This is a genomic window from Massiliimalia massiliensis, from assembly GCF_900155615.1.
Taxonomy (GTDB): Bacteria; Bacillota; Clostridia; order Oscillospirales; family Ruminococcaceae; genus Massiliimalia; species Massiliimalia massiliensis.
On the sequence record NZ_FUHT01000004.1, the window covers coordinates 32283 to 58553 of the forward strand.

Here is a 26271-nt window from a genome sequence, read left to right on the forward strand (position 1 = left end):
ATTGACATGGGGGATTATTTCATCGGGATTGATTACGGTACCGGCGGCTGCAAGGCCTGTGTGATGGACAGAAATGCAGATGTATTGAGCTATTCCTTTCGGGAGTATCCCATTTTGACAAACCATCAAAATTTTTCAGAGCATCTTGCCGAAAATTATTGGCCTGCAACCTGCAGCATGATTCAGGAATGTTTGCAGAAATCCGGGGTTTCGGCGGAGGAAATCAGAGGAATCGGAACCTCGTCCGCTCTGCCGTCCTTAGTATTAGTGGACGGCGAAGGAAAACCGGTGCACAATGCCTATAACCTCATGGATCGGCGGGCCAACGCACAGGAAAAGTGGCTGAAAGAGCAAATCGGCGTACAGAAAATTTTTGAGCTGACCGGAAATAGAATTGAGGATCATCCGATCCTAGTAAACCTATTGTGGGAAAAAGAAAACCGGCCGGAGGATTTTAAGCGGATTGACAAGGCGCTGACCATTGACGGGTTTATCCGCATGAAGTTTACCGGGAAAGCTACGGCGCATTATTCGGCAGGCACCTTTTACGGGGTGGCCTATGATATCCTGAAACGGGAATTTGACCGGGAAATGATGGAACGCCTCGGACTGAGCATGGAGCTGATACCGCCGTTTTATCGCTGTGAGGATATCATCGGCACAGTGACAGAACAGGCTGCAAAGGAATGCGGCCTGGCTGCCGGGATCCCGGTTGCCGGAGGACAGGTGGACTGCAATGCCGGTTGGATCGGGGGCGGCGCTGCTGAAATCGGGGACATCCAGATGAATCTGGGAACCTGTGGGAATTTCGGCGTTGTTCATCAGAATACGGACTTTCTTGACAGTATGTTCAATTTTCCCTATACTAATAATTGTTTGAATACTTACGTAACTGTTTCCACGACCCAAACCGGCGGACAGGTGCTGCGGTATCTGAAGGAGAATTTTTCCCAGATGGAGACGGCAATGGAACGCCTGGTGCCTGGTTTTGACGCTTATGACTACCTGAATATGGAGGCGGAAAAGATTCCGATTGGAAGCGAGGGCCTGGTTGTGCTGCCATACCTGATGGGGGAGCGCACGCCGATTTGGGACAACGACGCACGGGGCGTTGTGTTCGGCCTGTCGTTATACCATACCAAGGGCCATCTGGTGCGTGCAATGATGGAAGGCGTGGCCTATGCGCTCTATGATTCGTTCCGGCTGTTTCAGGAAAAGGGAATTCCCATGAATTTTCCGTTGGTGATGAATGAAGGCGGGGCCAAAAGCAAGCTGTGGCGGAGAATCATTACCGACGTGCTGAATGTGCCGACTGTATTTGTCAAAAACCGGGTTGGCGCGCCATATGGAGACGCGCTTCTGGCAGCGGTGGCAACAGGATATCTAGAGGACTTCAGCATCGCAAAGGAAAAAGCAGAATATATTGACCCAATGGAGCCGATCCCGGAAAACCATGAAAAGTACATGCAGTACTTCCGTATTTACAAGAATATTTATGACCATGTCAAAGGGGATTTCCAGGATTTAAAAGAGGTTCGGTAAGAAACTATGCAGCCGCTTCAGCAGGGGAAGAGGAGAACCATGAAAAAGAACTGTTTAATTGCACAATCGGGCGGCCCGACCGCAGTCATTAATTCCAGCGCTGTTGGAATTGCCTTTGAATGCTTTCGTTCAGATGAAATTGACAGAGTATATGCATCGAATAACGGAATTCTGGGGATTTTGACAGAGAGCTATTTTTGTCTGAACGATGTGGCGTTCGACCAGCTGAAACGGTTAAAGACTACGCCGTCGTCCGCATTTGGCTCCTGCCGCCACCGTTTAAAGGATTGGCGGGAGGATGAGTCGGAATACAGCCGGATTTTTTCGTTTTTCCGCAAGAAGGATATCGGATATTTCTTTTATATCGGCGGGAACGACTCGATGGATACGGTGATGAAGCTCAGCCAATATGCGGAGGAAAAGAAGCTTGATGTGGTCATTCTGGGCATCCCAAAGACGATAGATAATGATTTGGCGGATACCGATCATTGCCCGGGATATGGAAGCGCCGCAAAATATATTGGCACCTCCCTGCTGGAAATATACCAGGATGCGCATGTGTATCAAAACGAGCAGGTTACCATCGCGGAGGTCATGGGAAGAAATGCCGGATGGCTGGCGGCTGCGGGAGCGTTGGCACGCTATAATGGGAAACAGGTGGTGGATTTGATCTACCTGCCGGAGGTAGCGTTTAGCATGCAGCGTTTCCTGGACGATGTCAAAGAGGCGTTCGGGCGGTCGAAAAATGTATTGATTGTGGTATCGGAAGGGATTCAGGACTGCGATGGCAGCTATATAGCGGATACTGCCGCTGTTTCCGATGGATTTGGACATCAGCAGCTGGGCGGCGCAGGGCAGATACTGCGCCGGGAGGTAATGGCTCATATTACGCCGCGAGTCAAGTGCGTGGAGTTTAATATCCTGCAGCGCTGTGCCGCACACTGCCTTTCTGAAACCGATGTCGAGGAAGCCTACAAGGTTGGCAAGGAGGCGGTCCGTTACGCGGAGAACGGAACGAGCGGATATATGGTGGGAATCAGGCGGATCAGCAGTAAACCCTATCTGATGAAGCCGGCATTGTTCAAAATTGAAGGGATTGCGAATAAGGAAAAGAAAATCCCGCAGTCTTGGATTACCTCGGGCAAAAACTATGTCACCCAGGAATGCATTGACTATATGCAGCCGCTTATTATGGGAGAAAAATTTCCGGACTATGAGGATGGGCTGCCCGCATTTTCTGTGTTAAAAAGCGACGAGCGAGATACGGCAGACATCTAGCAATCCTATGCTCTGTAAAGAGGAAATCGATCCATAAAAAAGCAGGCCTGTAAAAACAGGCCTGCTTTTTTATGTCCGGAATTTTGTTACCGATTATCTGAAAACAATACCGTTAAGAGCATTTTGAACCGCTCCGCCGCATAAACTGCATGAGGAATTTTGGCTGGCATGACAATTGCCTCGCCCGCTTTTAGAGTATGGTCTTTTCCATCGACTGTAATCCGTCCCTCACCCTCCAGGCAGAGCACCATCGCATCTCCCTCTGAATCGTGGGTGCTGATCTCTTCCCCTTTATCAAAGGCAAACAGGGTCAGGCTGTGATGCTTGTTTTGCGCCAGGGTTTTGCTGACGATCTGTCCCTCCAGGTAGGTAGTTTGCTCTGCTAAGGCCAATACCTCGGCATGGGGCATGTTTTTAATCATTTGTTCCATGCGGCTTCCTCCTAGTTCTCCAAAATCTGCCCGTCAGTGGAAATGGTAGTTACCTGCCACGGGATCATTTTGCCGCTGTTTTGCAGAGCAGTAATCACTGCCTGCTGAATTCCGCCGCAGCAAGGTACTTCCATCCGCACCACCGTAACGCTTTTGATGTTGTTCGCTTGGATGATTGCCGTTAATTTTTCGCTGTAATCAGTCATGTCCAGCTTTGGACAGCCAATCAGGGTGATTTTGTTTCTCATGAACTCTGAATGGAAGTTCGCGTAGGCATAGGCTGTACAGTCTGCGGCAATTAGGAGACTGGCGCCGTCAAAATAGGGTGCGTTGACAGGCGCAAGCTTGATCTGTACCGGCCATTGGCGCAGCTCGCTCTGCATTGCTTCAGAAGCAGACGAAGCAGATGCTGGTTGGCTGGTTTTGTTGATTGCATGAGCATGGGAACCTGGGCAGCCGCCTTTTGCCGGTTGTTTATCCGCCTGCTGCATCCGTGCCTTTACAGCAGCCTCATCATAGGCCCGTGCTTCCCGTTCTTCAAATGTGATTGCCTCGGTTGGGCATACAGGCAGGCAGTCGCCCAAGCCGTCGCAGTAATCGTCCCGCAGGAGTTTGGCCTTTCCGTTGACCATGCCAATGGCGCCTTCGTGGCAGGCTTCTGCGCAGAGGCCGCAGCCAATACATTTTTCTTCATCGATTTTTATTATTTTTCTCATCATAAGAATGATGCCTCCTTCTTGACTTTGTGAGTTCAGTATACTATACTGAGGTTAAAATGTATGTTGCATTTGCAACAAAAAGAAAATATTTAAGGTCGTTTGTCTAATTTTGTAAAAAAGAGCGAAGGGAACAGATAGTGCGATGAGGCAATATTTTGACATATTAAAAAAATCTCCGCTGTTTTTTGGATTGTCGGATCAGGAGATTGAATCCATGCTGCAATGCCTGCGCGGAAAACAAGCTGCATATAAAAAAAATGAAAGTGTTTTTCTGGCGGGCAGCCCTGCCGGAGAAATAGGAGTAGTGCTGGAAGGCCGCGTAGAGGTATCCCGCAGCGATCTGTTCGGCAACAGGGCAATGCTGGCAAAGCTCTCGCCCGGAGAGCTGTTTGGTGAGGCCTTTGCCTGCGCGGAGGTAGATACCCTGCCGGTTGATGTAGTTTCTGCGGATCAAAGCATTCTGCTGCTAATCAATTACCGCAGGATTCTTTCCGTATGTCCTTCCGCCTGTACGTTTCATAGCCGTTTTGTGGAGAATATGCTCAAAATTCTGGCGAGGAAAAATCTGTATTTAAACGGGAAGATTGAGGTGTTGTCTGCCCGGACAATACGGGATAAGCTGACGGCATACCTGAATGCCCAGGCATTGAAGGAGAGCAGCCGCTGCGTTACGCTCCCGTTCAACCGGCAGGAGCTGGCCGATTATCTTTCGGTTGACCGCAGTGCAATGTCGCGGGAGATCAGCGCCATGCAGCGGGACGGACTGATCCGGGTTTCCGGCCGCCAATTTTGGATTCAGGACTGAAAGCAGGGATATTGCGATTCGCAATATCCCTGCTTTTTGCTGTAATATCTGGTATCTGTGTTCGGGGCAGGACTAGGAATGTGCTTTTGCGAGTTCCAGATTAATTCGGAACTGGCGCGGCGTGACTCCCATAGCTTTTTTAAAGTAGTTGCAGAATGCAGAGGCATCCTGAAAGCCGCAGGAATAGGCAATTTCAGTGATAGTATAGCGGGAATCCGACAGCATGCTGACAGCGGTTCTGATCCTTAGCTGAAAGAGGTATTGCTTAGGGGAAATATGCTCCTGTTCCATAAAGATGCGGTATAGGTAGGTGCGGTCAATGCCGACAAAGGAGGCGATATCCGAGATACGGATATGGTAGCTGTAGTTATTATCCATATATTCCTTTGCCTTTGCAAGATACTGCTTGGGGTAGCTTTCAGCCGGCGCGGGTTCATGGCTCTGCATCAGGCCAAGCAGTTGCAGAAAAGCTCCGGTTAAAGTCAGGGAATGGTGGTCAGCTCTTTGAAAAACCTTCAGAACTGATACCGCCTGCTGCAATACGGCTTCTAGAGTCTCGGAATTGTCCGGGCACCGGTAAACGCAGGCTTTGGCAAAGCAGGTGCTCTCTAAAACCTGAGCCGTCATAGAGCCGTCAAATCCCACCCAGGCGTATTTCCAGGGATGTTCCTGATCCGCCTGGTAATAGGTGGATTCCAGAGGGGAGATCAAGAAAGCGTCTCCTGGGCCAAGCTGATAGGTCTGCTCTTTTCTCTGATAAATCCCGGTACCCTGCAAAACGACATGGATCAGGTAATGCGGACGGACTGCCGGGCCAAAGAAATGTCCCGGCGCACACTGCTCGCTGCCGCAGAAGTATACCGCCAGAGGTTCCACTGTATTCTGATAGATAGCACATCACCTCACAAAACAACAAAACAACAATTTTTAGAAACAAAACAAATATTATATCCTCGATACCCATTATATAATAAAAGACAATAAATGGCAATCGGAACAGGAGGAATTTTGAATGGTAAAAATTACATTTATGGGTGCAGGAAGCACCATATTTGCAAGGAATGTTTTAGGTGACTGCATGTGCACGCCGGCCTTGTGTGAAAGCGAGGTGGCGCTTTATGATATTGATCCGCAGCGCCTGGAGGATTCCAAAATTATTCTGGATGCAATTAACAAAAACACAAATCAGGGACGTGTCACCATCAAGACCTATCTTGGCGTGGAAAACAGAAAAGAAGCGCTGCGGGGCGCTGATTTTGTTGTGGATGCGATTCAGGTCGGCGGATATGATCCCTGCACGATTATTGACTTTGAAATCCCGAAAAAGTTTGGACTTCAGCAAACGATTGCAGATACGCTGGGAATCGGCGGCATTATGCGCGGGCTTCGTACTATCCCGGTTCTTCAGGGCTTTGCAGAGGATATGGAGGAGGTCTGCCCGGACGCAATCTTTTTAAATTATACCAACCCGATGGGAATCCTGTCCGGATATATGCAGCGGTATACCGGAGTGAAAACGGTGGGACTCTGTCACAGCGTTCAGGTATGCTCTGAAAATCTGCTCAAGGCACTGGGCATGGAGGATAAGCTGGAAGGGCGGGTCGAAACCATCGCCGGCATCAACCATATGGGATGGCTGCTCAGCATTACGGATAAGGACGGCAATGACCTGTATCCGGAAATCCGCAGGCGGGCCGCGCAGAAAAATGCTTCGGAAAAGCATGACGACATGGTTCGGTACGAATATATCAAGCATTTGGGCTATTATTGTACAGAATCCAGCGAACATAATGCGGAATACAATCCGCTCTTTATCAAGAGCCGGTATCCGGAACTGATTGACCGGTTTAATATCCCGTTGGACGAATATCCGAGACGCTGCATCAAGCAGATTGCGGAATGGGATCAGGAAAAGGCAAATATCCTGAAGGACGGAAAAATTACCCATGAACGAAGCAAAGAATATGCTTCCTACATCATGGAAGCTGTTGTGACGAACAATCCCTATAAAATAGGAGGAAACGTGCTCAACCGCGGAAGTATTGAAAACCTGCCTGCTGATGCCTGTGTTGAGGTTCCCTGTATGGTGGACGGTACCGGAATTAATCCGTGCCGTGTCGGCAGACTTCCGGTTCAGCTGGCGGCGATGAATATGACGAATATCAACGTTCAGCTTTTAACGATCGAAGCGGCTGTGACTAAAAAAAGGGAATGCATCTACCAGGCGGCGATGCTGGACCCGCACACTGCGGCTGAGCTGAGCATCGACGATATTGTTAAAATGTGCGACGAACTGATTGATGCGCACGGCGACTATATGAAGATGTATCGATAATAGTAAAAATATGAAAAAGAGCAAATCCCAAAAGGGATTTGCTCTTTTTACGGCTTTACCGCAGGGTTGACTTTGTTAAAGCTTCCGATTATTATTTATATCGCAGCACAAAAGCACATTACATGCGAGTAGACTTTTGGCGTGATAAATCAGCAACGGTGATGCAAGCTAGTGATTGGCTTGACACCGCAAGAAAGGCAGGATAATAAAATGGAACATTTATTCATTCCAAAACAGGTTGCAGAGCATCAAACCTATCCGTTGGTTCTTTTATTGGATGACAGCATCCAAAGTGCTGATACCGCCAACTGGATCGCTGGCTATGCAGATTGCTATCTTCTGCATGATACGGAATTTGAACGGATAGAAACGATCATGGAGCGGGTTGGAAAGCTGTTTCAGACAACAAAGGCGAATCCCGCGAAGGTTTACTTGCTGGGGATAGGCGCCGGGGCTGATGCTGCCTGGAGATTGGCGGCACAATACTCGAGGAGTCTTGCCGCCTGCGCTGTAATCGGCGGTACGGGCGATCCGTATGCCATCCGCAACGCCAAATTTTTGCCGATACGCGCTTTTCCGGGCAAACCGGAATTTGAAGGAAATGGCGAAAAAATGATTTATTCCCTCCGATACGCTGGCAGCAAAACGGCAGTATATGAACAGGTTCAGGAGCCTTTGGATGAATCTTTGCTGGATTGGCTGTTCCAGCAGACAAAGGCGTCGCAGTATGAAATCCATTGGCTGAAACCGGGCCTGTGGAATATAGAATCCGGAACAATTGAAACCTTCTTTCTGGTTGAAGGGGAGAAAAAGGCGCTGCTTATTGACACAGGGATGGGTGACGGACCCATTCTGCCGATGATCCGTACCTTGACTAAGCTGCCGGTAGAGCTGGCAATTACCCATGCGCACGGCGACCATATGCTCCATGCAGATGAATTTGAGCGGGTCTATATCTCACCCAATGAGGCAGAGCTGCCCAGAGATTTTTTACAGGCAATGATGCCGGGAAAGACTTTTCGCCCTGGCTGCTTTGTGCCGGTTCAGGAGGGGGATATCATTGATCTGGGAGGAAAGCAGATTGAGGTGTTCCATGCATTTGGACATACGCCGGGGAGTATTGTCTTTGCTGACCATGAGGATCAATGCCTTTTTTCCGGCGACGCGTTTGGCTCTGGGATGGGCGTCTTAATGGCGATTCCAGGAATCCGGCCTCTAAGCGTATATCTGGACAGCTTAAAGCATTTTTTGGAAAAGACATCCGGGCTGAGAGATTATCTCATCTATGGAGGCCATTGGGTGCAGGAAAGCGCCGAGCAGAAAGAAGGCGGACGATATACGCCTCTCTGCTTTGAGGTCTTAGAGGATATGATCGTTCTGTGCGAGAAGCTGCTTGGGAATGATCCTGATTTAACCTGGACGCAGCAGACGGGAAAGTGGGTTACAGAACCAGTTTATGATGTAGCCTACCGGTCTGCCTCTATGTGGGTGACGAAATCTGCCATCCGATAATCTGTATTTGGGTTATATTTCAGCGAGTGAGCATAGAATAAAACGCGGAGCCTGGATTTCAGGCTCCGCGTTTTGCGCTTTTTATAGGCACTTTAAAATTTCCGCCATGTTTCCCGTGTGAATAGAAGTAACAGTGGGAAAAGCTCTAATCGGCCGGCTAACATATCAAAGATCAGGACAATCTTTGCACCGCCGGAGAAGATTCCAAAATTTTGAGTTGGGCCGACAAGCTCTAAGCCGGGCCCGATGTTGTTGAGCGTTGCGGAAACCGCAGTAAAGTTTGTGATCAGGTCATGGTCGTCAAAGCCGATCAACAGGATGGAAAAAGCAAAAATTAAGACATAGGTCACCATAAATACGTTTACGGAGCGCACGACCTCATGCGGCACAATTTTCCCGTTTATGGTGATTTTTCCAATACTCTGGGGATGCAGAAAATGATGCAGCTCCTTACGGACTGTTTTCAGCAGGATGATAAACCGGGACACCTTGAATCCGCCCCCGGTACTGCCCGCGCAGGCTCCTACCAGCATCAGCATTACCAGAATGGTTCTGGACACCTGAGGCCAGAGGCTGAAATCCGTGGTGGCAAACCCTGTCGTTGTGATGATAGAGCTCACCTGGAAAGCGGCCTGCTGAAATGCGTGGCCCAGGCTTTCGTACCGGTCGCTGATATTTAAGGTAATAATCAGGATAGAGACGGCAATAATCAGTAGATACCAGCGGATTTCCTCCAGCAGGAAAGCGCGTTTGAATTTACGCAGCAACAGGAGAAAATAAAAGTTAAAGTTCATGCCGAACAGAATCATAAAAATGGTAACGACATTTTGTATATAGGCCGAATATCCGGCCATACTGTCATTTTTGATCCCAAAGCCACCGGTACCTGCGGTACCGAACGACGTGGTAACAGCGTCAAAGAGCGGCATACCGCCTGCAAGCAGCAGCAGGATTTGTATGGCTGTGAGAACAATATAGATGCTGTAGAGAATTTTTGCGGTAGACTGTACCTTCGGTACTAGCTTCTCCACCTGAGGGCCGGGGCTTTCCGCCTTCATCAGGTTGACATGGGATCCTCCGGTTAGGGGAAGCAGCGTCAGCAGGAACACCAAAACACCCATACCGCCGATCCAGTGGGTGAAGCTGCGCCAGAAAAGCAGGCTTTTGGGAAGTGCCTCAACATCTGAAAGGATGCTGGCGCCGGTGGTAGTAAAGCCCGAAACAGTTTCGAACAGCGCGTCAATCGGATCGGAAATCGCACCAGTCAGCAGAAAGGGCAGCGCGCCCATAATACTGATGACAATCCAGCTCAGCGCGGTACTGACAAAGCCCTCCCGCAGATAAAACACGCGATTGCGCGGCTTCCTGTGCACCAGCAGCGCGCCTAAAGCCAGACAGATGGCAATGGTAATTAAAAATGCGTGCCAGGTAGGCTCCGCATAATAGACTGATACCATCAGCGGGAGGACAAGCAGCGCGCCCTCGCACAATAAAATCCATCCTAATATATAAACGATCATGCATAGGTTCATAGCGTTCTCCATACCCCTAACCTTGCAAGGGTATTCCTTTCTTTCGGAATTTGAGCCGGCTGATCAAGTTGCTTGTATAGTGTGGTACAGACTCAAAAACGGAGCGTGAAAAATCATTTTCACGCTAAGCTCCTTTTAATAGGCAGAAATAATGTCCCGGAGGTCATTTAAGCCATGATCCAGTGTCACGACGATGACCGAATCACCTTCCTGGATTGAATCGTCTCCGCTCGGAATAATCACCCTGTCTCCTCTGGTGATGCAGCAGACCAGCAGGTGGGGCCTCAGGCGAAGCTTAGACAATGGAACATTTGTGATAGGCGAGGACTCGTGGACAACAAATTCCAGCGCCTCAACCCGGTCGTCGAGAATATGATACATCGTCTTAATATTGCTGCCGGCCTCGTTTTGTAAGGCGCGGACATGCTGGACGATAAAATCGCAGGTCATATATTTCGGATAAATTACGCTGCCAATTTCAAGTCCATCCAGGATATCGTCGAATTCGAGGCGGTTAATTTTGGTGACCAGTTTCGCATCGCTGTGTTTTTTGGCAAAGAGCGCCAACAGTACATTTTCCTCATCAATGTTCGTCAGGGCAACAAAAGCCTCTGCAATCGGCAATCCTTCTGTCAGCAGAAGCTGGCGGTCAGTACCGTCGCCGTGTAGGATGGTTGCTTCCGGCAGCGCTTCTGCAAGCGTTTCGCAGCGCCTGGTATCCTGCTCGACGATCCGCACCCGGATATCATGTGCAATCAGGTCTTTTGCCAGATAATAGCCGATGGTGCCGCCGCCTACAATTAATGCACTCCGCACCGGACGGTTGGGGATGTTCATCTTTCCAAAAAAGGCAACCGCTTTTTCGTGGGTAGCCAGCAGGGTCACAATATCTCCTCTTCGGAGCATAAAGCTTCCGTCCGGGATAATGACCTCCTCACCGCGTTCAACCGCGCAGATCAGGATATCGCAGCCCAGGCCCGGGATGTCCCGGATTGGGGTGTTTCCGAGGCTGCGCGCATCGGAAAGCTCAAATTTAATCAGCCGCACCCGGTCGTCGGAAAAGGTATCGATTTTGATGGCCGCAGGAAAGCGCAGCAAGCGGGAAATCTCCCGCGCGGCAGCCAGCTCAGGATTGATGATGGTGGAAATCCCAAGCTGTTGTTTTATAAATTCCAGCTCGTGGCTGTATTCCGGATTCCGCACGCGTGCAATGGCGCGGCAATGTCCGGCTTTTTTAGCAAACATGCAGCATAATAGGTTCAGCTCGTCCGAACCGGTGACAGCGATGAATACGTCGGCCGTTTCCATTCCTGCTTCGGTAAGAACGTTGATTGAGGAGCCGTTGCCCACGATCCCCATGACGTCCAAATCCTCAGTAAGGCGTTGTACTTTATCAGCGCAGGTGTCGATAATGGTAATGCTGTGACCTTCTTCACTGAGCTGGCTTACCAATGCGGCTCCCACTTTACCGCAGCCAACCAGAATGATTTCCATTGGACCACTTCCTTTATGCTATGTTAATGTGGGCGTAATATATTATAACACTTTTGCTGAAAAAGTCTAGGAAAATAGCAGATTTTGCTTTTAAATCGCGTTTCTTATACATATTCCGATTCAAAAATTAGTGAACTTTCTTCTTTTTTGTTGAAAATGGCGGAATTTAGGATAGCCATATAGTAAAGATGGTTCCTGGCAGGCATGAAGAAAAAGACAAATGTAAAGTTTTTATGAAGCCTCTTGACTTCGAGTTAAGTCCAGGTGTTACCATAAGAATAACGGAAAGACTCCCGGCAAGAGATACTATCCTGACCGCCATTGTGAGCCGGACGGAAGAAATGCCGGGAGAATATCAAATGTGAAAGGCGGGATCATATGGATTATAGGACGCTGGGACGGACTGGAATCCGAGTCAGTGAAGTCGGAATGGGATGTGAGGGCTTTGAAGGGAAAGACTATCCCGAATGTGAAAGACTGTTGGATTGCGCTATGGCGGCAGGAATCAATTTCTGGGATTTGTATACCTCCAATCCCCAGGTTAGGAAGAATATGGGACGTGCACTGAAAAAGTATCCGCGGGATCAGTATGTCCTTCAGGCGCATTTGTGCAGTGCGTGGAGGGACGGGCAGTACTTTCGGACAAGAAAACCGGACGAGGTGAAAAGAGCCTTTGAAGAGCTGATGGAATATATGCAGCCCGGTTATCTTGATATTGGAATGATTCACTATGTAGATGATAAAAATGACTATGAAGCTGTCATGAACGGGACGGTAATCCATTATGCGGAAGAACTCAAGGCGCAGGGTCTGATCAGGCATCTGGGCTTGTCTACCCATAATCCGGATGTCGCGTTTTTGGCTGTGGAATCGGGTCTGATTGATGTTTTTTTTTTCAAGCAGAAGACGGCATACGAGATGCTGCCGGCCAATGAGGATGTAAACGCGCTTTTTGAAAAGGATGCCTTTGACCGGATTTATGAGGGAATCGATCCCAAGCGTGACCGGCTTTACCGGGCCTGCCAGAATGCAGGCGTGGCGATAACCGTGATGAAGCCCTTTGCAGGCGGCCTCTTGCTGGACGGAAAGCAGACTCCGTTTGGAAGAGCGATGACCCCTGTCCAATGTATCAGCTATTGTTTGGATCGTCCCGCAGTCGCCTCGGTGCTGGGTGGTATGGCAACGGCAGAGGAAATTGAGGCTGCCGCAAGGTACTGCGGCGCGAGCGGGGATGAGCGGGATTACAGTGAAATTCTCGCCAACGCGCCAAAGAGCTCTTTCAGCGGACACTGCATGTATTGCGGGCATTGTGCGCCCTGCGCGGTGAAAATTGATATTGCGGCTGTCAATAAATATTTAGATCTGGCGGTTGCACAGGGCTTTGTGCCGGAAACAGTACAAAACCACTATGAGTTATTGGAACATCATGCGGAAGAATGTATTGCATGCGGCGCCTGCATGAGAAACTGTCCGTTTGGAACGGATGTCATCCGCAAAATGAAGCAGGCGGCTGAGGTGTTTGGGAGATAGGTCTTTGGCAAAGCAGGCATGTGTCTGCCCAAATTGCTTTTCATTGACGCTGGAATATTCTACTGCTATACTAATGTCATGAGGTGATAGTATATGACGATTGCGCAGGTCAGCAAGAAATATAGCTTGACGCAGGATACGCTGCGGTACTATGAAAGGATCGGCATGATCCCGCCGGTTCACCGTACGCCGAGCGGGCTGCGGGATTATACGGAACAGGACTGCGGTTGGGTGGAGCTGGCGAAGTGTATGCGAAGCGCAGGGCTTCCTGTCGAAGCCATGATAGAATATGTAAGGCTTTATCAGCTTGGAGATGAAACCATTCCTGCCCGGCTTCAGCTGTTGTTGGAGCAGAGGGAGCGGCTGCTCAAACAGCGTGCGGAGATTGACAATACGCTGGAGCGGCTGAACTATAAAATTTCCAAATACGAGCTGGCGGCAAAAACCGGAAAGCTATCCTGGGACGAGCCGGAGCAATAAAAGAGACGGGCTTTCATTCGAAAGCCCGTCTCTTGATATTATGCTGTCTGATTTTTTTCGCTGATCTGCACCTGTTCCATAATAAACGGAAGAACCTGTTCCGGCTCAATATTAAGCACCAGCGCAAATTCGTCATATAAAATACGTTCCGCTTCTGTGAAAAAACGTTCATCAGAAGCGCGAAGCCGTTTCCCTTTTTCCTGTTGCTTCTGCTGATGGAAATAGAGCGCCTTGATCATCTTAATGAGACTCATTCGATCCCCGCTCATAATAATTTCCTTGAATTTTTCTTTCCGTTCATTCTCATTTTCGATCCATACGACATTCTCATCCGGCATTGCTTTAATGAGCTGATAGATCTCCCCGGACGTCAGTACCTGATGCATTTTTTTCTTCAAATGCGGATTATGTACCGGCACATAAATGGTAGAATTATTGCTATAGACTGGCTTGAGCACATAATACTCTATGGAATTTCCTCCTATTTCCTTTGTCACAATAGAATCGATCTTACATACGCCGTCTGTCCCATACATAATCATTTCATTAACTTGATACACATTCATCCCCACTTTGATTCTTACTGCTATGGTTTTAGATTCCTCTGTTATGAAAAAGAAAAACGTGCAGCCTGCTGCAACCGGATTTACGTTTTGCTAAGCAAACTACACGTTGAGTTCTTATTTATAGTATACCACATTTTTAAGTAAAAATGTTCATTTTCTGAAAAAAACCGTTAATTTATGAATCTTTGACTAGAAGTAAACGAGTGCAATTTAGTGAAAAGTTCTATTCAACCGTATAAGCACCGCATTGTGCCGGTGCTTTCCTCCGATTTTGCGGAGGATCTAAAAATAATTATCGGAAAAGGGCTAATACTAAAACAAGCTGATTTTTATTCATTGGAGGAGAACCGGATGGAATATCTATGGGATCAATCGGTACAGCGCCCATCATTCCCAGCTCTGCGGGAGGATACGGAAACAGAGGTACTGGTTATTGGAGGCGGAATGGCTGGTGTGCTGTGCGCGTACCGGCTGGAGCAGGCAGGCGTTCCTTATCTGCTGGCGGAAGCAAAAGAGATTGGCGGAGGCGTTACGAAGGGAACAACAGCAGTCCTGACCGCCCAGCATGACGCACTATATACTGACTTGATTGCGAAGTTTGGCGTTCAGAAGGCGAAGCAGTACCTGGATGCGAACCTTTGGGCAGTTAGGAAATTCCAGGAGCTTGCTAAAGTATATCCCTGTGATTTTGAGATTGAGCCATCGTTTATGTATACAAGGGCTGATCCCGGAAAATTGAAACAGGAGGTTCGAACGGTAAACCGTTTGGGATATCCGGCAGAATTTCAGGAAAAGACCCGGCTGCCATTTCCGGTATCGGGTGCGGTCTGCTACCCCGATATGGGGCAGTTCCATCCGCTCAAATTCCTGTACGGCATTGCCAAGGGACTGAATATCTATGAACACACCTTTGTGAGCCGGCTGAAAGGCGGCTTTGCTGAAACGCCAAACGGAACAATTCGGGCAAAGAAGATCATTGTAGCGACTCATTTTCCTTTTCTTAACCGCAGGGGACTCTATCCTGCGAAGCTCTATCAAATGCGTTCCTTTGTGGTGGCGCTCGCGGGCGCTCCGGATTTGCATGGAACCTATGTAGATACAGCCCAGGGCGGGATTTATTTCCGAAATTATAAGAATTTGCTGCTGGTAGGCGGGGGCGATCACCGAACCGGCAGCAAAGGCGGCGGCTTTCCGGCGGTACATCGGTTTGTCCGGCAATATTTTCCGCGTGCTGAAGAAAAATATGTCTGGGCAACGCAGGACTGCATGAGTCTGGACGATGTTCCTTATATCGGACAGTACAGCCCGGCCACACCTGATCTTTTGGTCACCACCGGATTTAATGAGTGGGGAATGACCTCTTCCATGGTTGCGGCGGCAGTTCTCACAGATCGGATTCTGGGAAATTCCAGCCGGTTTGCCGATGTGTTTTCTCCACAGCGGACGATGCTTCGTAAACAGCTTTGGGTGAATTTCGGCACCACCATTGCAGATATGGCTCTTCCGGTTACCAAGCGCTGCTCCCATCTGGGGTGCGCTTTGAAATGGAATCGGGCTGAGCACACCTGGGATTGTCCCTGCCACGGTTCCCGGTTTGACTATCATGGACGGCTGATCGATAATCCGGCGATGCGGGACAGTAAGGTAGAATAAAATCATTTGATATCAATTGCAGCAATATATCCGGCAGGATTTTCTGCCGGATATATTGCTTTTGCCAGATATTTATCTCTGCCTTTTAAGAGCACTTGCATACCGCTCACCGGCTTTTGTCCAGTCGGCCACCTGAAACCAGTCGTCGATATAGTCCGCCCGTTTGTTATAATGCTTGAGATAGTAGGCGTGCTCCCAGACGTCGATGTTGATGACAGGAGAAAGTCCCAGAGTCAGGGGGGTATCCTGATTGGCTGTTTTAATAATTCGCAGCCGGCCGCATCGGTCGGCTACAAGCCAGCCGTATCCAGAGCCAAATACCCCTAATGCAGCCTCCTTCCACTGCTTTTGGAATTCCGAAAAGCTTCCAAAGGAACGGTCTATTGCATTGGCAAGGAGGGTATTTGGCTGGGTAGGCGAATCCGGGGTAAGTGTCTCGAAATACATCCTGTGGTTATAGACTCCGCCGGCATTCTGAGAAATTGGAACGCCGATATGCCGCGGCTGATGGGCGGCAGAGCGGATCAATTGCTCCAGGGATAGCGGCTGCAGCCGTGGATGCTCTTTTAATGCCTGGTTTAGCCTATCGATATAGGTTTGCAGATGCTTGTCGTGATGCAGGTGCATGGTTAGCGAATCAATATGGGGTTCCAACGAGTCGTAATCATAAGGCAATGGAATATTCTCAAACGGATAGCAGTCATTTATCATCTGAATCCCTCCTCATTCCAATATATGCTTTTTCTGTGATTTGGTGAGAAAAGGGATAAAAAATGAGCAGGATCAGCTAAAATATATGTGTTTTTCTCTGTCTGGTAACATATCGATATGTAAAGTCCGGGTGAAATCGCGGTAAAATTTCCTCAAATCGTATTGCCCTTCCTTCCAATTTCTCTTATAATGAGTGCGAAACCAGTTGAATAAAGGAGATATTTTTGATGAAGCATTTGGGCGTGCCAAGGAGCAGGGCTTCTTCAATAGGATAGCTGCGTAAGGTATAGTCTGTATTCCGACTGAGTACGGGCTGTACCTTCTTTTTATGATCAGAAAGGGGAGACGGGTTTTGAAAATTACAGATATTTTAAGCTTGCTGGGAGGTTTGGCGCTTTTCCTGTATGGAATGCAGATGATGAGCTCCGGACTGGAAGCTGCCGCCGGAAACAGGATGAAACGGATTTTGGAAAGACTGACCTCCAACCGTTTTCTCGGCGTGATCGTAGGGGCGGGAATTACCGCAGTCATTCAGTCATCCTCCGCTACCACTGTGATGGTGGTCGGCTTTGTCAATTCTGGAATGATGACCCTGCGCCAGGCGGTTTGGATTATTATGGGCGCTAATATTGGCACAACGATTACCGGCCAGTTGATTGCGTTGGACGTTGGCGCTATGGCGCCGCTTTTTGCCTTTTTGGGTGTCGCTCTTGTCGTATTTTTCAAAAAGCCAAGCTGCCATCACTACGGACAAATTATTGCCGGACTGGGAGTTTTGTTCATTGGGATGGAAATGATGAGCTCAGCTATGAGTCCGCTGAGAGAATCAGAAGCGTTTGTCAGCCTGATGACACAGTTCAGCAATCCGGTTCTGGGAATTCTGGCTGGGATGGTCTTTACTGCAATTATCCAGTCTTCCTCTGCTTCAGTCGGCATTTTGCAGGCGCTTGCAACAAGCGGCCTGATCGGGCTGCCGAGTGCAGTGTACGTCCTGTTTGGACAGAATATCGGTACCTGCATTACTGCTGTCCTGGCGTCTATTGGCACCAACCGGAATGCGAAACGGACTACCATTATCCACCTGCTCTTTAATATCATTGGGACGACGATCTTTACTGTAGTTTGTATTACGACGCCGCTGGTATCTTTCATGGAATCCTTTACTCCGGATCATCCGGCAGCGCAGATCGCCAACATGCATACCCTGTTTAATGTAGTCACTACGCTGCTCCTGCTGCCGTTTGGAACATATCTTGCAAAGGCAGCGACGAAAATTCTGCCGGAAAAGGCCTACGAAACCGAGGCGGAGCATCAGCTCCTGTTTATTAAGCCTACCGACCTTTCCAGGGAGCATCAGATCGGGATGTCCGCTATTGTGCTGCATAATGTCTGGGAAGAGCTGGGACGGATGGCCCAGATGGCACGGGATAATGTGGAGCAGAGCTTTCAGGCGGTGCTGGAGCGTTCCTCCAAGCGGCTGGAGACGGTTGGAGAGCGGGAGGAATATATTGATTACCTGAATAAGGAAATCGCCCGGTATATTTCCCATACTATCGCCTATGAAGAAAATGAAGCGGATTCCAAAGCAATCAGTTCCTTTTTCCAGATTGCGGGCAACCTGGAACGGATCGGGGATCATGCAATTAACCTTTGTGAATATACAAAACGGATGGAGGATGAGAGGATTACTTTCTCGGACGAAGCGATGAAAGAGATGGAGGAGATGAAGCGGATTAGCCTTCAGGCATTTGAGCTTTTCCTTCCCTTTGATCAAATCCAGAGAGGAAACCTCCAGGAGATTTCCGTCTTGGAGCAGCGGATTGATGAGATGACCCTGCACAACCGCGCAATGCAGATTGAGCGGATGCAGGACGGCGTATGTGAGGACAATGCCTGCATCCTGTATTCTGAGATGTTGACCGATTTTGAACGAATTGGGGACCATCTTTTGAATATCGGGCAGATATTAGACCGACTCCCGGACGGATTCCTGGAAACCGAAACAGCGGAGAAAACAGAACCGGCGCTTGCGCCAGTATAATAATGTGAAACGGCTCTCAGAACGAGCTGTTTCCTGTCTCGTGGCATCGCTGTTTTGATCCCGGCGGATTCATGATATAATAAAAACAGACGGATAAAAGAAGGAGAAGATCATAAAAATAAAAGAGAGGGGGGATCGGATATGAAGCAGAACAGGCTGCTCGTTTTCTGTAAAGGCCTATGCATCGGCGGAACCATGCTGGTGCCGGGGGTGAGCGGAGGCTCGATGGCTATGATTCTGGGGATTTATGACCAGTTGATCTCCTCTGTCAGTTCCTTTCTGAAGCATAAACGGAAAAGCCTTTTGTTTTTAGGGATTTTTGCCCTGGGCGGTATTTTGGGAATGGTTTTATTTGCAAACCCGCTGCTCCATTTGATTGAACGGTATCCGAACCCTACGCTCTGCTTTTTTCTTGGCGCTGTGGCGGGCGGCATTCCTATGATTGTCAAAAAAGCCCGGATCAGGAAATTTTCGTGGGATTTGATCCTGTATATCGGGCTGGGAATTCTGACGGTGTTATTGCTGTCCTTTATTCCGCAGGGGTGGTATCAGAAGGAGATGAATGCAGGGCTGGTGAGCAGCTTGCTGCTGGTTGTTGCCGGAATCGCGGCGGCAGTCGCCTTAGTGCTTCCGGGAATCAGCGTCTCCTATCTGCTGTTGATCTTGGGGCTGTACGACGAGATGATCCGTGCAATCAGCGAATGCTATTTTCCATTCCTGATTCCACTGGGAATCGGGCTTTTGCTCGGAATCATCCTGACGACCAAACTACTCGAAAAAGCGATGACCATTCATCCCAGACCGACCTATCTAATGATACTCGGATTTATGCTTGGCTCTGTCCCGGAATTGCTGCCGGGAATACCGCAGGGGTGGGAGCTTGTCCTCTGCCTCTTGACCGCTGCTGCCGGTTTTTTTGCCATCCGGTTCCTTTCCCAGAAAGAATAATATAAATATAATAGATACAAAAAGCCAGCCCGCGTATATCGCGGGCTGGCTTTTATTAGTGTCTTTAGACGGTTGAGTGCCAGCGGCACGAAACAGAAAACCACCCGCTATGCGGGTGGGAAACAAAAGGTTAAACCAAAAAAATCACCTTTCGTGGTACAATAAGATGTTCAAGCTTATTGCAAAAAAAGAAAGGTGATTTTAATGGCAAATAAAACAAACAGTTTATCACACACAAAATGGATGTGTAAGTACCACATAGTGTTCATACCGAAATACCGAAGAAAAGCGATATACGGACAGTATAGAGTGGATTTGCAGAAAATCATAAGAACACTGTGTAAATACAAAGGAGTAGAAATACTGGAAGGAAATATGATGCCTGACCATGTACATCTGCTTTTAAGTATACCACCAAAAATAAGTGTGTCAAGTTTCATGGGATACTTGAAAGGAAAAAGTGCGTTGATGATGTTTGATAAACATGCAAATCTAAAGTATAAGTATGGGAACAGACATTTCTGGGCAGAGGGGTACTATGTAAGTACAGTAGGACTCAATGAGGCAACCATACGGAAATACATAGAGGAACAGGAAAAGCACGATATAGCACTGGATAAATTGAGTGTAAAAGAGTATGAAGACCCTTTTAAGGGTAGCAGGTAGTACGAACGCCCTTTAAGGGGCGGCAAAAGCGGCAAAGGCAATAGGCTTGAACAAAGAGAAAGCCAGCGTCTTTAGGCGCTGGTCGGTATCTGCCCCTTATAGGGGCGAGCAAACCACCCGTTTGACGGGTGGTTATGATTGCTGTATCAGAGTTATTTGAGCGGGCTTAGCAGAACAGACGCAGAAGGTAAACCCATCCTGAAAGGGGAGAAACTGAAAGTAACCGTTCCTGCAGCAATCAATACCACCGTCTGGATTAACTACCGAAAAACAGGAAAATTGATCGGTGATTCCCTCTCCCGTAAATTTGACATAGCTTTCTTTAGCAGTCCAAATTTGGAAAAAAGCGTCGTCCGGCCGTGAAGCTAGCCAATCCGCCTCTGCCGGATGAAAAAACCGGCCTGCGATTCGCGCCTGTCTGCAGGGCTGATGCCGTTGGAGATCAATCCCGAGCGGCGTATCGCTGAGCCCGCAGGCCCAGTAATCTCCACTGTGTGAAATGGAATAGTAAATTCCGTCGCAGTCAAAATGTGGTTTCTGGCGCGGCCTGGTAACTACCTGGTACGGAACGGGCAGATGGTATTTCCGGGCAAATTCTGTTCCGAGAGAAAGGATTATTTCCTTTGGCGCAGAAATCCGGCTAAGCGGACAGATTACAATCTGAATGTTTGCGCGGATCATTCAAGCCCTCTTTCCTGCATATAGGCAATAACGTCCTTAACCTGCTTGAGCTGCCACACATCGCGGGTTGGCACGCTGATATCATACCGTTCCTCAAATTCGCAGATGATATTCATAATATCGAAGGAATTCAGGGCTAAATCCTTAACAAAGTCGGTATCCATCGTCAGACCGCTCTTGCCGGTCACATGATATATAATTTCTTCTAATATTTCCAACACAAATAATCCATCCTATCCTTGTGCATTTTCCTGTATATTCTGACGTTTGATCTTTCTGGAAGCGGTGCGTTCAAAATCGGTTTCCCGAATATTAATCATCTGCACCTGCTTATAAATTGGCAGCTTTGCGTTCATTTCATTGATATACACCTGAAGCTGCTCCAGGATTTCGTAGTTGCTCATATTTTCAGTCAAAGCTGGATCTGGATATATAATCGCTGCGATTTTGACATCGTCCGTCGAAGCGCCGCTGAGCGCTCCGTAAACCATAACCTCTTTGACCAACGGCATTTTACGGATTTCATTTTCCATTTCCTCTGCCGCAACCTTTTTTCCGTTTTTCATTACAATAAGATTTTTCTTCCGTCCAGTGATATGGAGGTGGCCCTTCTTATCGAGATATCCCAAATCACCGGTTTTAAACCATCCTTCTTCATCATAAGATTCTGCTGTCAACTCCGGTGCTTTATAATATCCGCTCATCATGGAATAGCCACGAACTAATATTTCATCCTCTATAAATTTTACCTCATTACCAGGAAGGATCATTCCGACGGAATCCAGGCTAAAATCCTCGTTGCGGTTACAAGAAATGCTGGGTGAGCATTCTGTAATTCCATAGCCCTGCAACACCACAATCCCCATATGGAGAAGATCTTTTGCAATGTTTTGCGCCAGATAAGCCCCACCGGATAGGATTACATCCAATTCTTCCAGACAGGTGCCCTTGAGAGCCGCCTTAATACCAGTGCCAATGATTACGCCCGGACGATGCAGGAGAGACTCCAATTTGATCATCCGCTGTACAGAGATTTTTTTGCCGGCTTTTTCAATGGATGACCAGATTATCTTATGGATCACCTCGATGATCAGAGGAACAGCGACCAAAAGATTGGGTTTAAACTGTGTCATTTCCTGAACCATCCGTTTGAGATCACAACTGAGACAGACATTGATCCCCCGGATCAAACCGCAAAGGACACCACAAGTTAAGCCATAGGTATGGTAGAGGGGAAGGGAATTAAAAATTCGTTCCCTAGAGTCCAGGATGGTAAGAGAATCGGCGGCATTGGAAAGAATTGCAGAATGGGACAGCATTACCGGTTTCGCTGTACTGGTCGTTCCGGAAGTATAAACAATAGAAGCTGTTTGTTTTGGGTCAATTTGATAGGCGGAAAAGCGATGCTGTGCCTCCGCATCTTTAGACATGAGGAGAAAGGAGGTAAAGCTTTCTGGGTCATCTTCCTTTCCGCCGATTACAATCACCCTTTTGATTTGGGGGATTTCTTCTTCTATTGTGCTGCAGAGGTTGCGAAGCGCCGAAGAACAGATAATGCCTTCAGCATCTGCCTGTTGCACCATCTCCAGAATAGTTTGATCTGCATGCTCGGTATCGATGCAAATGGAAACTCCGCCGGCAATAGCGGTTCCAAAATAGGAGACCAGCCATTCATAGCTGTTTTCACCGATCAGGGCAACATGCTTTCCATTCAGCCCGGAGGCAAATAAAGCCGAGGCAAAGGCAAAAGAGTCCTCTTTTAATTCCCGAAAGGACTTATCATGTCTTTTCGATCCTCTGAGATAGGTTGTAATAGCGGGTGCGTCTGCATAACGATCGGAAACATCGGTCAAAAATTCCCGAAAGGTTGGGTAATAACGGCTTTCCTTCTGTGGGATATTTTTCATATTGCCTCACCTTCTCTTTTTTTAAAGTATATGGATTCTGCTGTCACCTGAGCAAGCTCCTGTTCCAGCGTATCTGCATGATCATCAAGTATTCTGAGGAATACATCGACAATCTGAGAATCGAACTGTCCGTTTTTGCCGTTCTTCAGTTCGGCAATCGCAGCTTCCCGCGTCAGGCTGCTGCGGTAAGTCCGTTTGGAGGTCATCGCGTCAAAGGAGTCTGCAACACTGATGATCCGGGCCTCCTCCGGTATCTGTTCTCCGGTTAGCCCGGCAGGATATCCTCGTCCGTCCATCCGCTCATGATGCGCCGCAATAACCGGCAGGATATCATTAAATAGGGAAACGGAGGAAAGCATTTGTTCACCCAGAGATGGATGCTCCTTGATCAGGGCATACTCTTCGTCAGTAAGCGGGCCGTTTTTGCGGAGAATTTCATCGGGAATTCCAATTTTTCCGATATCATGGAATAGTCCCGCTACCCGAATCCGCTCGATATCGTCCGAACTTTTCCCCATTTCCTGTGCTATTTTCACTGCATAGAAGGCAACACGGTCGGAATGCCCGCGAGTGTAAAAATCCTTGGCATCAACGATTTTTCGGATTGCATCAATCGTTTCAAAGTAGTTCTGGCGCATGGAGGCATACGCGTCGCTTAATTCCTTGTTCTGGAGCTGCAAAAGGGAATGGAGAATGAGGTTGTTGACAATCTCGCCAAGCTGTTTGGCGTATACCTCTAAAAGCTGGACATCCTCGTGCCGGATTCGGTCCGGGAACTCCATCTGAAGGATGCCGAACTGCCGGCGGCCTTCTGCCGACAGAGGCGCTGTTAAAAGACGCTTCTCCTTTTCTTCAATCATCTGCTGCTGATCCTGAAAATAGGAGTTAAAATAGCCGATGTCTATCTGATTCCGGGAACTGTATTTTCCCATTCCTAGATAGGATTGGGGGTCCATTTCCTGGAGCTGTTTGTCATCCACCAGTCTTGCAAAGTCCAGATATACGAATCCGTCCTTGCAGGGCAGGATTTCAGAAACCTGCTCCAGGATTTTTGAAAGGAATGCGGATAATTCCTGCTGGTGGTTTAAACGGGGAACCTGTTCCAGGATTTTGCTCAGTCCATCCCGATAATTGCGGATTGTACGCATCTGCCGGATTGATTTTGCACAGGATTCGATCAGCAGCTCCAGTTGGTCGAATCGGTCGCTTTTTTCATAATAGCCCTGAATATCCAGCTCGCGGATGGTTTTAATCGGCGGCGCCATACTTTTATGGCCGGTCAGCAGGATAATAAAGAGGTCCTGATCAAAGGTACGGATCTGCCGTACAACCTCATCGCCGAGGATCGGGCGCATCAGAAAGTCCAGCAGAAGAATATCGTATTCTTTGGTTTTGATCCGTTCGATGGCAGTCAAAGGATCATTCTCAATATCTACCCGGTAGCCGGCTGCCTGAAAATAGGACTGCAGGGTTTCGGTCATGATTTTGTCATCGTCAAGTGTCAGAATGGAGAATTCATTTTTTTGGTCAATTACTTTATTCTTTCTCATTTGCCATCACCTCTTTTCGGTCAACAAAGGCTACGTGATCCAACGGGATGGAGATGACCCATATTGTTCCGCCGCCGGGATTTTCTTCAAACCACATAGATCCGTCGAATTTTGCATGAATTACTGTGTTGGAAATAAATACGCCGAGCCCGGTTCCCTGGTTTCCTTTGCTGGTGATCATCTGCTTTAATAGCTTTGTGCGCACCTTTTCTGGGATACCAGAGCCAAAATCCTTGACCGATATGGCCAGCGCCTCGTCGTTTTTGTCAATGGATATGATAATATCATGGCGTCCGTCCGGTGTCTGAGCGTCGATTGCATTGGATACCAGGTTTGTGACAACCTGAACTAGGTTATTGATATCGCCATGCATCATGATATCAAAATCATCAAACCGGTTTTCTATGATAAGGGAACAGCGGCTGTTCAGCAGTTCATGCCTTAACAGCAGGGAAACTCGCTTAAAGGTTTCTGTCAAAGAGAAATCAACGCTGTCAGAAACATTCATGCTGCTGGCTTGTCCCTTGACGGCTGTAATAATGTCGGACATATAAGCGCAGGATTCCCGCATCCGCTGCAGCCAGGAGTCCATTTCCGCGTATATTTCATGATAGTCATCCGGCGTCACATCAGCGTCACCGATGCTCAGGGTACATTCTTGAATCAGGTTTTCTACAGCAGAAAGGCTTCCGGAAATACTCATGATCGGAGTTTTTAAGTTATGAGCAAGTCCGCCGACCATCTGCCCTAAAAACGCCAGACGTTCCTGCTCCATCATTTTAACCTGACTGGCCTGTAACTGCTGCATATTTACCTTGATTTGAGTAACATCCTTGAAAATGGACAAAAATCCGCAGACACTTCCTTTTACTACAAGGGGAGTCACTTCAACCATATAATAACAACGGATCGTTTCACCGTCCCGTGTCATGCTGCAGGATTGCTCGTAAGCTGTTTTAACGTTGGTTTCTTGGCAGTAGTGAATTGCATTGAGCAAGTTATAAACAGCTGTCTTGTTTTCAACGTCCTCATTTTGGACACAGCTATGGAGATAAATGTTTTCCCGAATTCCATGCTGACGTCCGAGCAACTCAGCAAATGGCTGATTGAAGCCGATGATAAGTCCGTTTTGATTAATGATCAGATAACAGTCACCCATCAGATTCACCAACTGTTGCATGGCGATTGGTTTCACGTCAAACAGATGCAGTCGGTAAATGACAAGTCCGTGAAAGATAATAGTGACAATAAAACTAATCGGGGTGATTACAATGGTGGCTTTAATCAGCCCCCCAACAACCAAGAGGTTAGTTAGACTGGGAGCAAGACTTCCGATCGTGAATAGAATCGCCTGCCAAATATGTAGCCTTGTTTTCGTTTTAAATGCAAAGCGGATCATCAGGATCACAGATAAAGCAACACAGGCAAAGGTATAAGCTGAGTGAATCGGAAAATAAGGGCCAAATACCACTGTGGTACTGGAAAGAGAAAATACACGATAAAAGAGATGATGAAAGTTATTTGTGAAGATCATGATCAAAGATAGAATCGGTAGAATAAAAATACACCAATATCCTTTGGGTAGATTACTTTCATATTTTTTGGTATAGCAGATCACAAATAAAAGCGAACAGGGTGGAATTAAAGTTCCGCCAAGGTTGGTAATCCCATCCAGAATCATCAGCCACCGTATGTTTTCCGGGTCTGTATATTTAATCCCAATCAAGGCCAAAAGCCAGATGATTAAGATAAGCACAGCAGCAAAATAGAATTTGTGCAGGAGATTCACCTGCCGGGTACGAACCATGGTGATAATAAACGCGACCATTAGAATAATGGATATGATGAAAAAAGCCATCAGGCTATTTGAGATATACATAGCTTCCACTC

At 47.9% G+C, this 26271-nt stretch carries 23 protein-coding genes; 11 read left to right on the forward strand and 12 right to left on the reverse strand.

Annotated features, from left to right (window positions below):
- Nucleotides 1–6 precede the first annotated feature (6 nt).
- Together CZ360_RS08745 and CZ360_RS08750 are read left to right on the forward strand one after the other, a co-directional pair.
- A complete protein-coding gene (locus tag CZ360_RS08745; RefSeq protein WP_077533837.1) occupies nucleotides 7–1542 on the forward strand; it encodes an FGGY-family carbohydrate kinase in 1536 nt (511 codons plus the stop codon).
- A 39-nt stretch (nucleotides 1543–1581) separates the two neighbouring features.
- Nucleotides 1582–2820, forward strand: a complete 1239-nt coding sequence (locus tag CZ360_RS08750) for a 6-phosphofructokinase (RefSeq protein ID WP_077534788.1) — start codon at nucleotides 1582–1584, stop codon at nucleotides 2818–2820.
- 86 nt (nucleotides 2821–2906) lie between these two features.
- On the opposite strand, the gene CZ360_RS08755 is transcribed toward CZ360_RS08750, so the two are convergent.
- Together CZ360_RS08755 and CZ360_RS08760 are read right to left on the reverse strand one after the other, a co-directional pair.
- Complete coding sequence (locus tag CZ360_RS08755) at nucleotides 2907–3251, reverse strand: cupin domain-containing protein (protein ID WP_205411121.1); 345 nt, start codon at nucleotides 3249–3251, stop codon at nucleotides 2907–2909.
- Nucleotides 3252–3262: 11 nt separating this feature from the next.
- The gene (locus tag CZ360_RS08760) at nucleotides 3263–3970 is read right to left on the reverse strand and encodes a 4Fe-4S dicluster domain-containing protein (protein ID WP_077533838.1); all 708 of its coding nucleotides are present in this window, start codon (nucleotides 3968–3970) and stop codon (nucleotides 3263–3265) included.
- A gap of 142 nt (nucleotides 3971–4112) precedes the next feature.
- On the opposite strand from CZ360_RS08760, the gene CZ360_RS08765 reads away from it, so the two are divergent.
- Nucleotides 4113–4775 (forward strand): Crp/Fnr family transcriptional regulator, encoded by a 663-nt coding sequence (locus tag CZ360_RS08765; protein ID WP_077533839.1) that lies wholly within the window; start codon nucleotides 4113–4115, stop codon nucleotides 4773–4775.
- Nucleotides 4776–4847: 72 nt separating this feature from the next.
- On the opposite strand, the gene CZ360_RS08770 is transcribed toward CZ360_RS08765, so the two are convergent.
- Nucleotides 4848–5651 carry an AraC family transcriptional regulator gene (locus CZ360_RS08770; RefSeq protein ID WP_077533840.1) on the reverse strand — a complete coding sequence of 268 codons (804 nt, stop codon included), beginning with the start codon at nucleotides 5649–5651 and terminating at the stop codon, nucleotides 4848–4850.
- Nucleotides 5652–5787: 136 nt separating this feature from the next.
- Here CZ360_RS08770 and melA point away from each other — a divergent pair, with 136 nt between their 5' ends.
- Together melA and CZ360_RS08780 are read left to right on the forward strand one after the other, a co-directional pair.
- The gene (gene melA / locus CZ360_RS08775) at nucleotides 5788–7110 is read left to right on the forward strand and encodes an alpha-glucosidase/alpha-galactosidase (RefSeq protein WP_077533841.1); all 1323 of its coding nucleotides are present in this window, start codon (nucleotides 5788–5790) and stop codon (nucleotides 7108–7110) included.
- A gap of 210 nt (nucleotides 7111–7320) precedes the next feature.
- On the forward strand, nucleotides 7321–8622 hold the full coding sequence (locus CZ360_RS08780; RefSeq protein ID WP_077533842.1) for an MBL fold metallo-hydrolase: 1302 nt from the start codon (nucleotides 7321–7323) through the stop codon (nucleotides 8620–8622).
- A gap of 92 nt (nucleotides 8623–8714) precedes the next feature.
- On the opposite strand, the gene CZ360_RS08785 is transcribed toward CZ360_RS08780, so the two are convergent.
- Nucleotides 8715–10154, reverse strand: coding sequence for a TrkH family potassium uptake protein (locus tag CZ360_RS08785; RefSeq protein WP_077534790.1), 1440 nt, complete (start codon nucleotides 10152–10154; stop codon nucleotides 8715–8717).
- 135 nt (nucleotides 10155–10289) lie between these two features.
- A complete protein-coding gene (gene trkA, locus CZ360_RS08790) occupies nucleotides 10290–11648 on the reverse strand; it encodes a Trk system potassium transporter TrkA (RefSeq protein WP_077533843.1) in 1359 nt (452 codons plus the stop codon).
- A gap of 378 nt (nucleotides 11649–12026) precedes the next feature.
- Here trkA and CZ360_RS14430 point away from each other — a divergent pair, with 378 nt between their 5' ends.
- Both CZ360_RS14430 and CZ360_RS08800 read left to right on the forward strand, forming a co-directional pair.
- On the forward strand, nucleotides 12027–13178 hold the full coding sequence (locus CZ360_RS14430) for an aldo/keto reductase (RefSeq protein ID WP_077533844.1): 1152 nt from the start codon (nucleotides 12027–12029) through the stop codon (nucleotides 13176–13178).
- Nucleotides 13179–13271: 93 nt separating this feature from the next.
- Nucleotides 13272–13658 carry a MerR family transcriptional regulator gene (locus tag CZ360_RS08800; RefSeq protein WP_077533845.1) on the forward strand — a complete coding sequence of 129 codons (387 nt, stop codon included), beginning with the start codon at nucleotides 13272–13274 and terminating at the stop codon, nucleotides 13656–13658.
- Nucleotides 13659–13696: 38 nt separating this feature from the next.
- On the opposite strand, the gene CZ360_RS08805 is transcribed toward CZ360_RS08800, so the two are convergent.
- Nucleotides 13697–14218, reverse strand: a complete 522-nt coding sequence (locus CZ360_RS08805; protein ID WP_077534791.1) for a CarD family transcriptional regulator — start codon at nucleotides 14216–14218, stop codon at nucleotides 13697–13699.
- A gap of 357 nt (nucleotides 14219–14575) precedes the next feature.
- Here CZ360_RS08805 and CZ360_RS08810 point away from each other — a divergent pair, with 357 nt between their 5' ends.
- Nucleotides 14576–15877, forward strand: coding sequence for an FAD-dependent oxidoreductase (locus tag CZ360_RS08810; RefSeq protein WP_077534792.1), 1302 nt, complete (start codon nucleotides 14576–14578; stop codon nucleotides 15875–15877).
- A gap of 72 nt (nucleotides 15878–15949) precedes the next feature.
- Here the strand turns inward: CZ360_RS08810 and CZ360_RS08815 are convergent, their stop codons facing one another.
- Complete coding sequence (locus CZ360_RS08815; protein ID WP_077533846.1) at nucleotides 15950–16588, reverse strand: superoxide dismutase; 639 nt, start codon at nucleotides 16586–16588, stop codon at nucleotides 15950–15952.
- 328 nt (nucleotides 16589–16916) lie between these two features.
- Between CZ360_RS08815 and CZ360_RS08820 the strand changes: the two genes are divergently transcribed.
- From CZ360_RS08820 to tnpA, 3 genes are all read left to right on the forward strand, one after another.
- The gene (locus CZ360_RS08820; RefSeq protein ID WP_456085453.1) at nucleotides 16917–18629 is read left to right on the forward strand and encodes a Na/Pi cotransporter family protein; all 1713 of its coding nucleotides are present in this window, start codon (nucleotides 16917–16919) and stop codon (nucleotides 18627–18629) included.
- 141 nt (nucleotides 18630–18770) lie between these two features.
- A complete protein-coding gene (locus CZ360_RS08825) occupies nucleotides 18771–19577 on the forward strand; it encodes a DUF368 domain-containing protein (protein ID WP_077533848.1) in 807 nt (268 codons plus the stop codon).
- Between the two features lie 204 nt (nucleotides 19578–19781).
- Nucleotides 19782–20243, forward strand: a complete 462-nt coding sequence (gene tnpA / locus CZ360_RS08830) for an IS200/IS605 family transposase (protein ID WP_077532218.1) — start codon at nucleotides 19782–19784, stop codon at nucleotides 20241–20243.
- 132 nt (nucleotides 20244–20375) lie between these two features.
- On the opposite strand, the gene CZ360_RS08835 is transcribed toward tnpA, so the two are convergent.
- Genes CZ360_RS08835 through CZ360_RS08855 form a run of 5 tightly spaced genes read right to left on the reverse strand, consistent with a single transcriptional unit; the run spans nucleotide 20376 to nucleotide 26260 of the window.
- Entirely contained in the window at nucleotides 20376–20924 is a 549-nt protein-coding gene (locus tag CZ360_RS08835; RefSeq protein ID WP_077533849.1) for a 4'-phosphopantetheinyl transferase family protein, read from the reverse strand.
- Nucleotides 20921–21145 carry an acyl carrier protein gene (locus CZ360_RS08840; RefSeq protein ID WP_077533850.1) on the reverse strand — a complete coding sequence of 75 codons (225 nt, stop codon included), beginning with the start codon at nucleotides 21143–21145 and terminating at the stop codon, nucleotides 20921–20923. Before CZ360_RS08840 ends, CZ360_RS08835 begins: the two co-directional genes overlap by 4 nt.
- Before the next feature lie 12 nt (nucleotides 21146–21157).
- Entirely contained in the window at nucleotides 21158–22831 is a 1674-nt protein-coding gene (locus CZ360_RS08845; RefSeq protein ID WP_077533851.1) for an AMP-binding protein, read from the reverse strand.
- A complete protein-coding gene (locus tag CZ360_RS08850) occupies nucleotides 22828–24381 on the reverse strand; it encodes an HD domain-containing response regulator (protein ID WP_077533852.1) in 1554 nt (517 codons plus the stop codon). Before CZ360_RS08850 ends, CZ360_RS08845 begins: the two co-directional genes overlap by 4 nt.
- Entirely contained in the window at nucleotides 24368–26260 is a 1893-nt protein-coding gene (locus tag CZ360_RS08855; protein WP_077533853.1) for a sensor histidine kinase, read from the reverse strand. The genes CZ360_RS08850 and CZ360_RS08855 overlap by 14 nt, the downstream gene beginning before the upstream one ends.
- Nucleotides 26261–26271: the final 11 nt, after the last annotated feature.

Coding starts and splice junctions, on each gene's coding strand:
- CZ360_RS08745 (WP_077533837.1), top strand. CDS start 7: ATGGGGGATTATTTCATCGGGATTGATTACGGTACCGGCGGCTGCAAG.
- CZ360_RS08750 (WP_077534788.1), top strand. CDS start 1,582: ATGAAAAAGAACTGTTTAATTGCACAATCGGGCGGCCCGACCGCAGTC.
- CZ360_RS08755 (WP_205411121.1), bottom strand. CDS start 3,251: ATGGAACAAATGATTAAAAACATGCCCCATGCCGAGGTATTGGCCTTA.
- CZ360_RS08760 (WP_077533838.1), bottom strand. CDS start 3,970: ATGATGAGAAAAATAATAAAAATCGATGAAGAAAAATGTATTGGCTGC.
- CZ360_RS08765 (WP_077533839.1), top strand. CDS start 4,113: ATGAGGCAATATTTTGACATATTAAAAAAATCTCCGCTGTTTTTTGGA.
- melA (WP_077533841.1), top strand. CDS start 5,788: ATGGTAAAAATTACATTTATGGGTGCAGGAAGCACCATATTTGCAAGG.
- CZ360_RS08780 (WP_077533842.1), top strand. CDS start 7,321: ATGGAACATTTATTCATTCCAAAACAGGTTGCAGAGCATCAAACCTAT.
- CZ360_RS08785 (WP_077534790.1), bottom strand. CDS start 10,154: ATGAACCTATGCATGATCGTTTATATATTAGGATGGATTTTATTGTGC.
- trkA (WP_077533843.1), bottom strand. CDS start 11,648: ATGGAAATCATTCTGGTTGGCTGCGGTAAAGTGGGAGCCGCATTGGTA.
- CZ360_RS14430 (WP_077533844.1), top strand. CDS start 12,027: ATGGATTATAGGACGCTGGGACGGACTGGAATCCGAGTCAGTGAAGTC.
- CZ360_RS08800 (WP_077533845.1), top strand. CDS start 13,272: ATGACGATTGCGCAGGTCAGCAAGAAATATAGCTTGACGCAGGATACG.
- CZ360_RS08810 (WP_077534792.1), top strand. CDS start 14,576: ATGGAATATCTATGGGATCAATCGGTACAGCGCCCATCATTCCCAGCT.
- CZ360_RS08815 (WP_077533846.1), bottom strand. CDS start 16,588: ATGATAAATGACTGCTATCCGTTTGAGAATATTCCATTGCCTTATGAT.
- CZ360_RS08820 (WP_456085453.1), top strand. CDS start 16,917: ATGATCAGAAAGGGGAGACGGGTTTTGAAAATTACAGATATTTTAAGC.
- CZ360_RS08825 (WP_077533848.1), top strand. CDS start 18,771: ATGAAGCAGAACAGGCTGCTCGTTTTCTGTAAAGGCCTATGCATCGGC.
- tnpA (WP_077532218.1), top strand. CDS start 19,782: ATGGCAAATAAAACAAACAGTTTATCACACACAAAATGGATGTGTAAG.
- CZ360_RS08835 (WP_077533849.1), bottom strand. CDS start 20,924: ATGATCCGCGCAAACATTCAGATTGTAATCTGTCCGCTTAGCCGGATT.
- CZ360_RS08845 (WP_077533851.1), bottom strand. CDS start 22,831: ATGAAAAATATCCCACAGAAGGAAAGCCGTTATTACCCAACCTTTCGG.
- CZ360_RS08850 (WP_077533852.1), bottom strand. CDS start 24,381: ATGAGAAAGAATAAAGTAATTGACCAAAAAAATGAATTCTCCATTCTG.
- CZ360_RS08855 (WP_077533853.1), bottom strand. CDS start 26,260: ATGTATATCTCAAATAGCCTGATGGCTTTTTTCATCATATCCATTATT.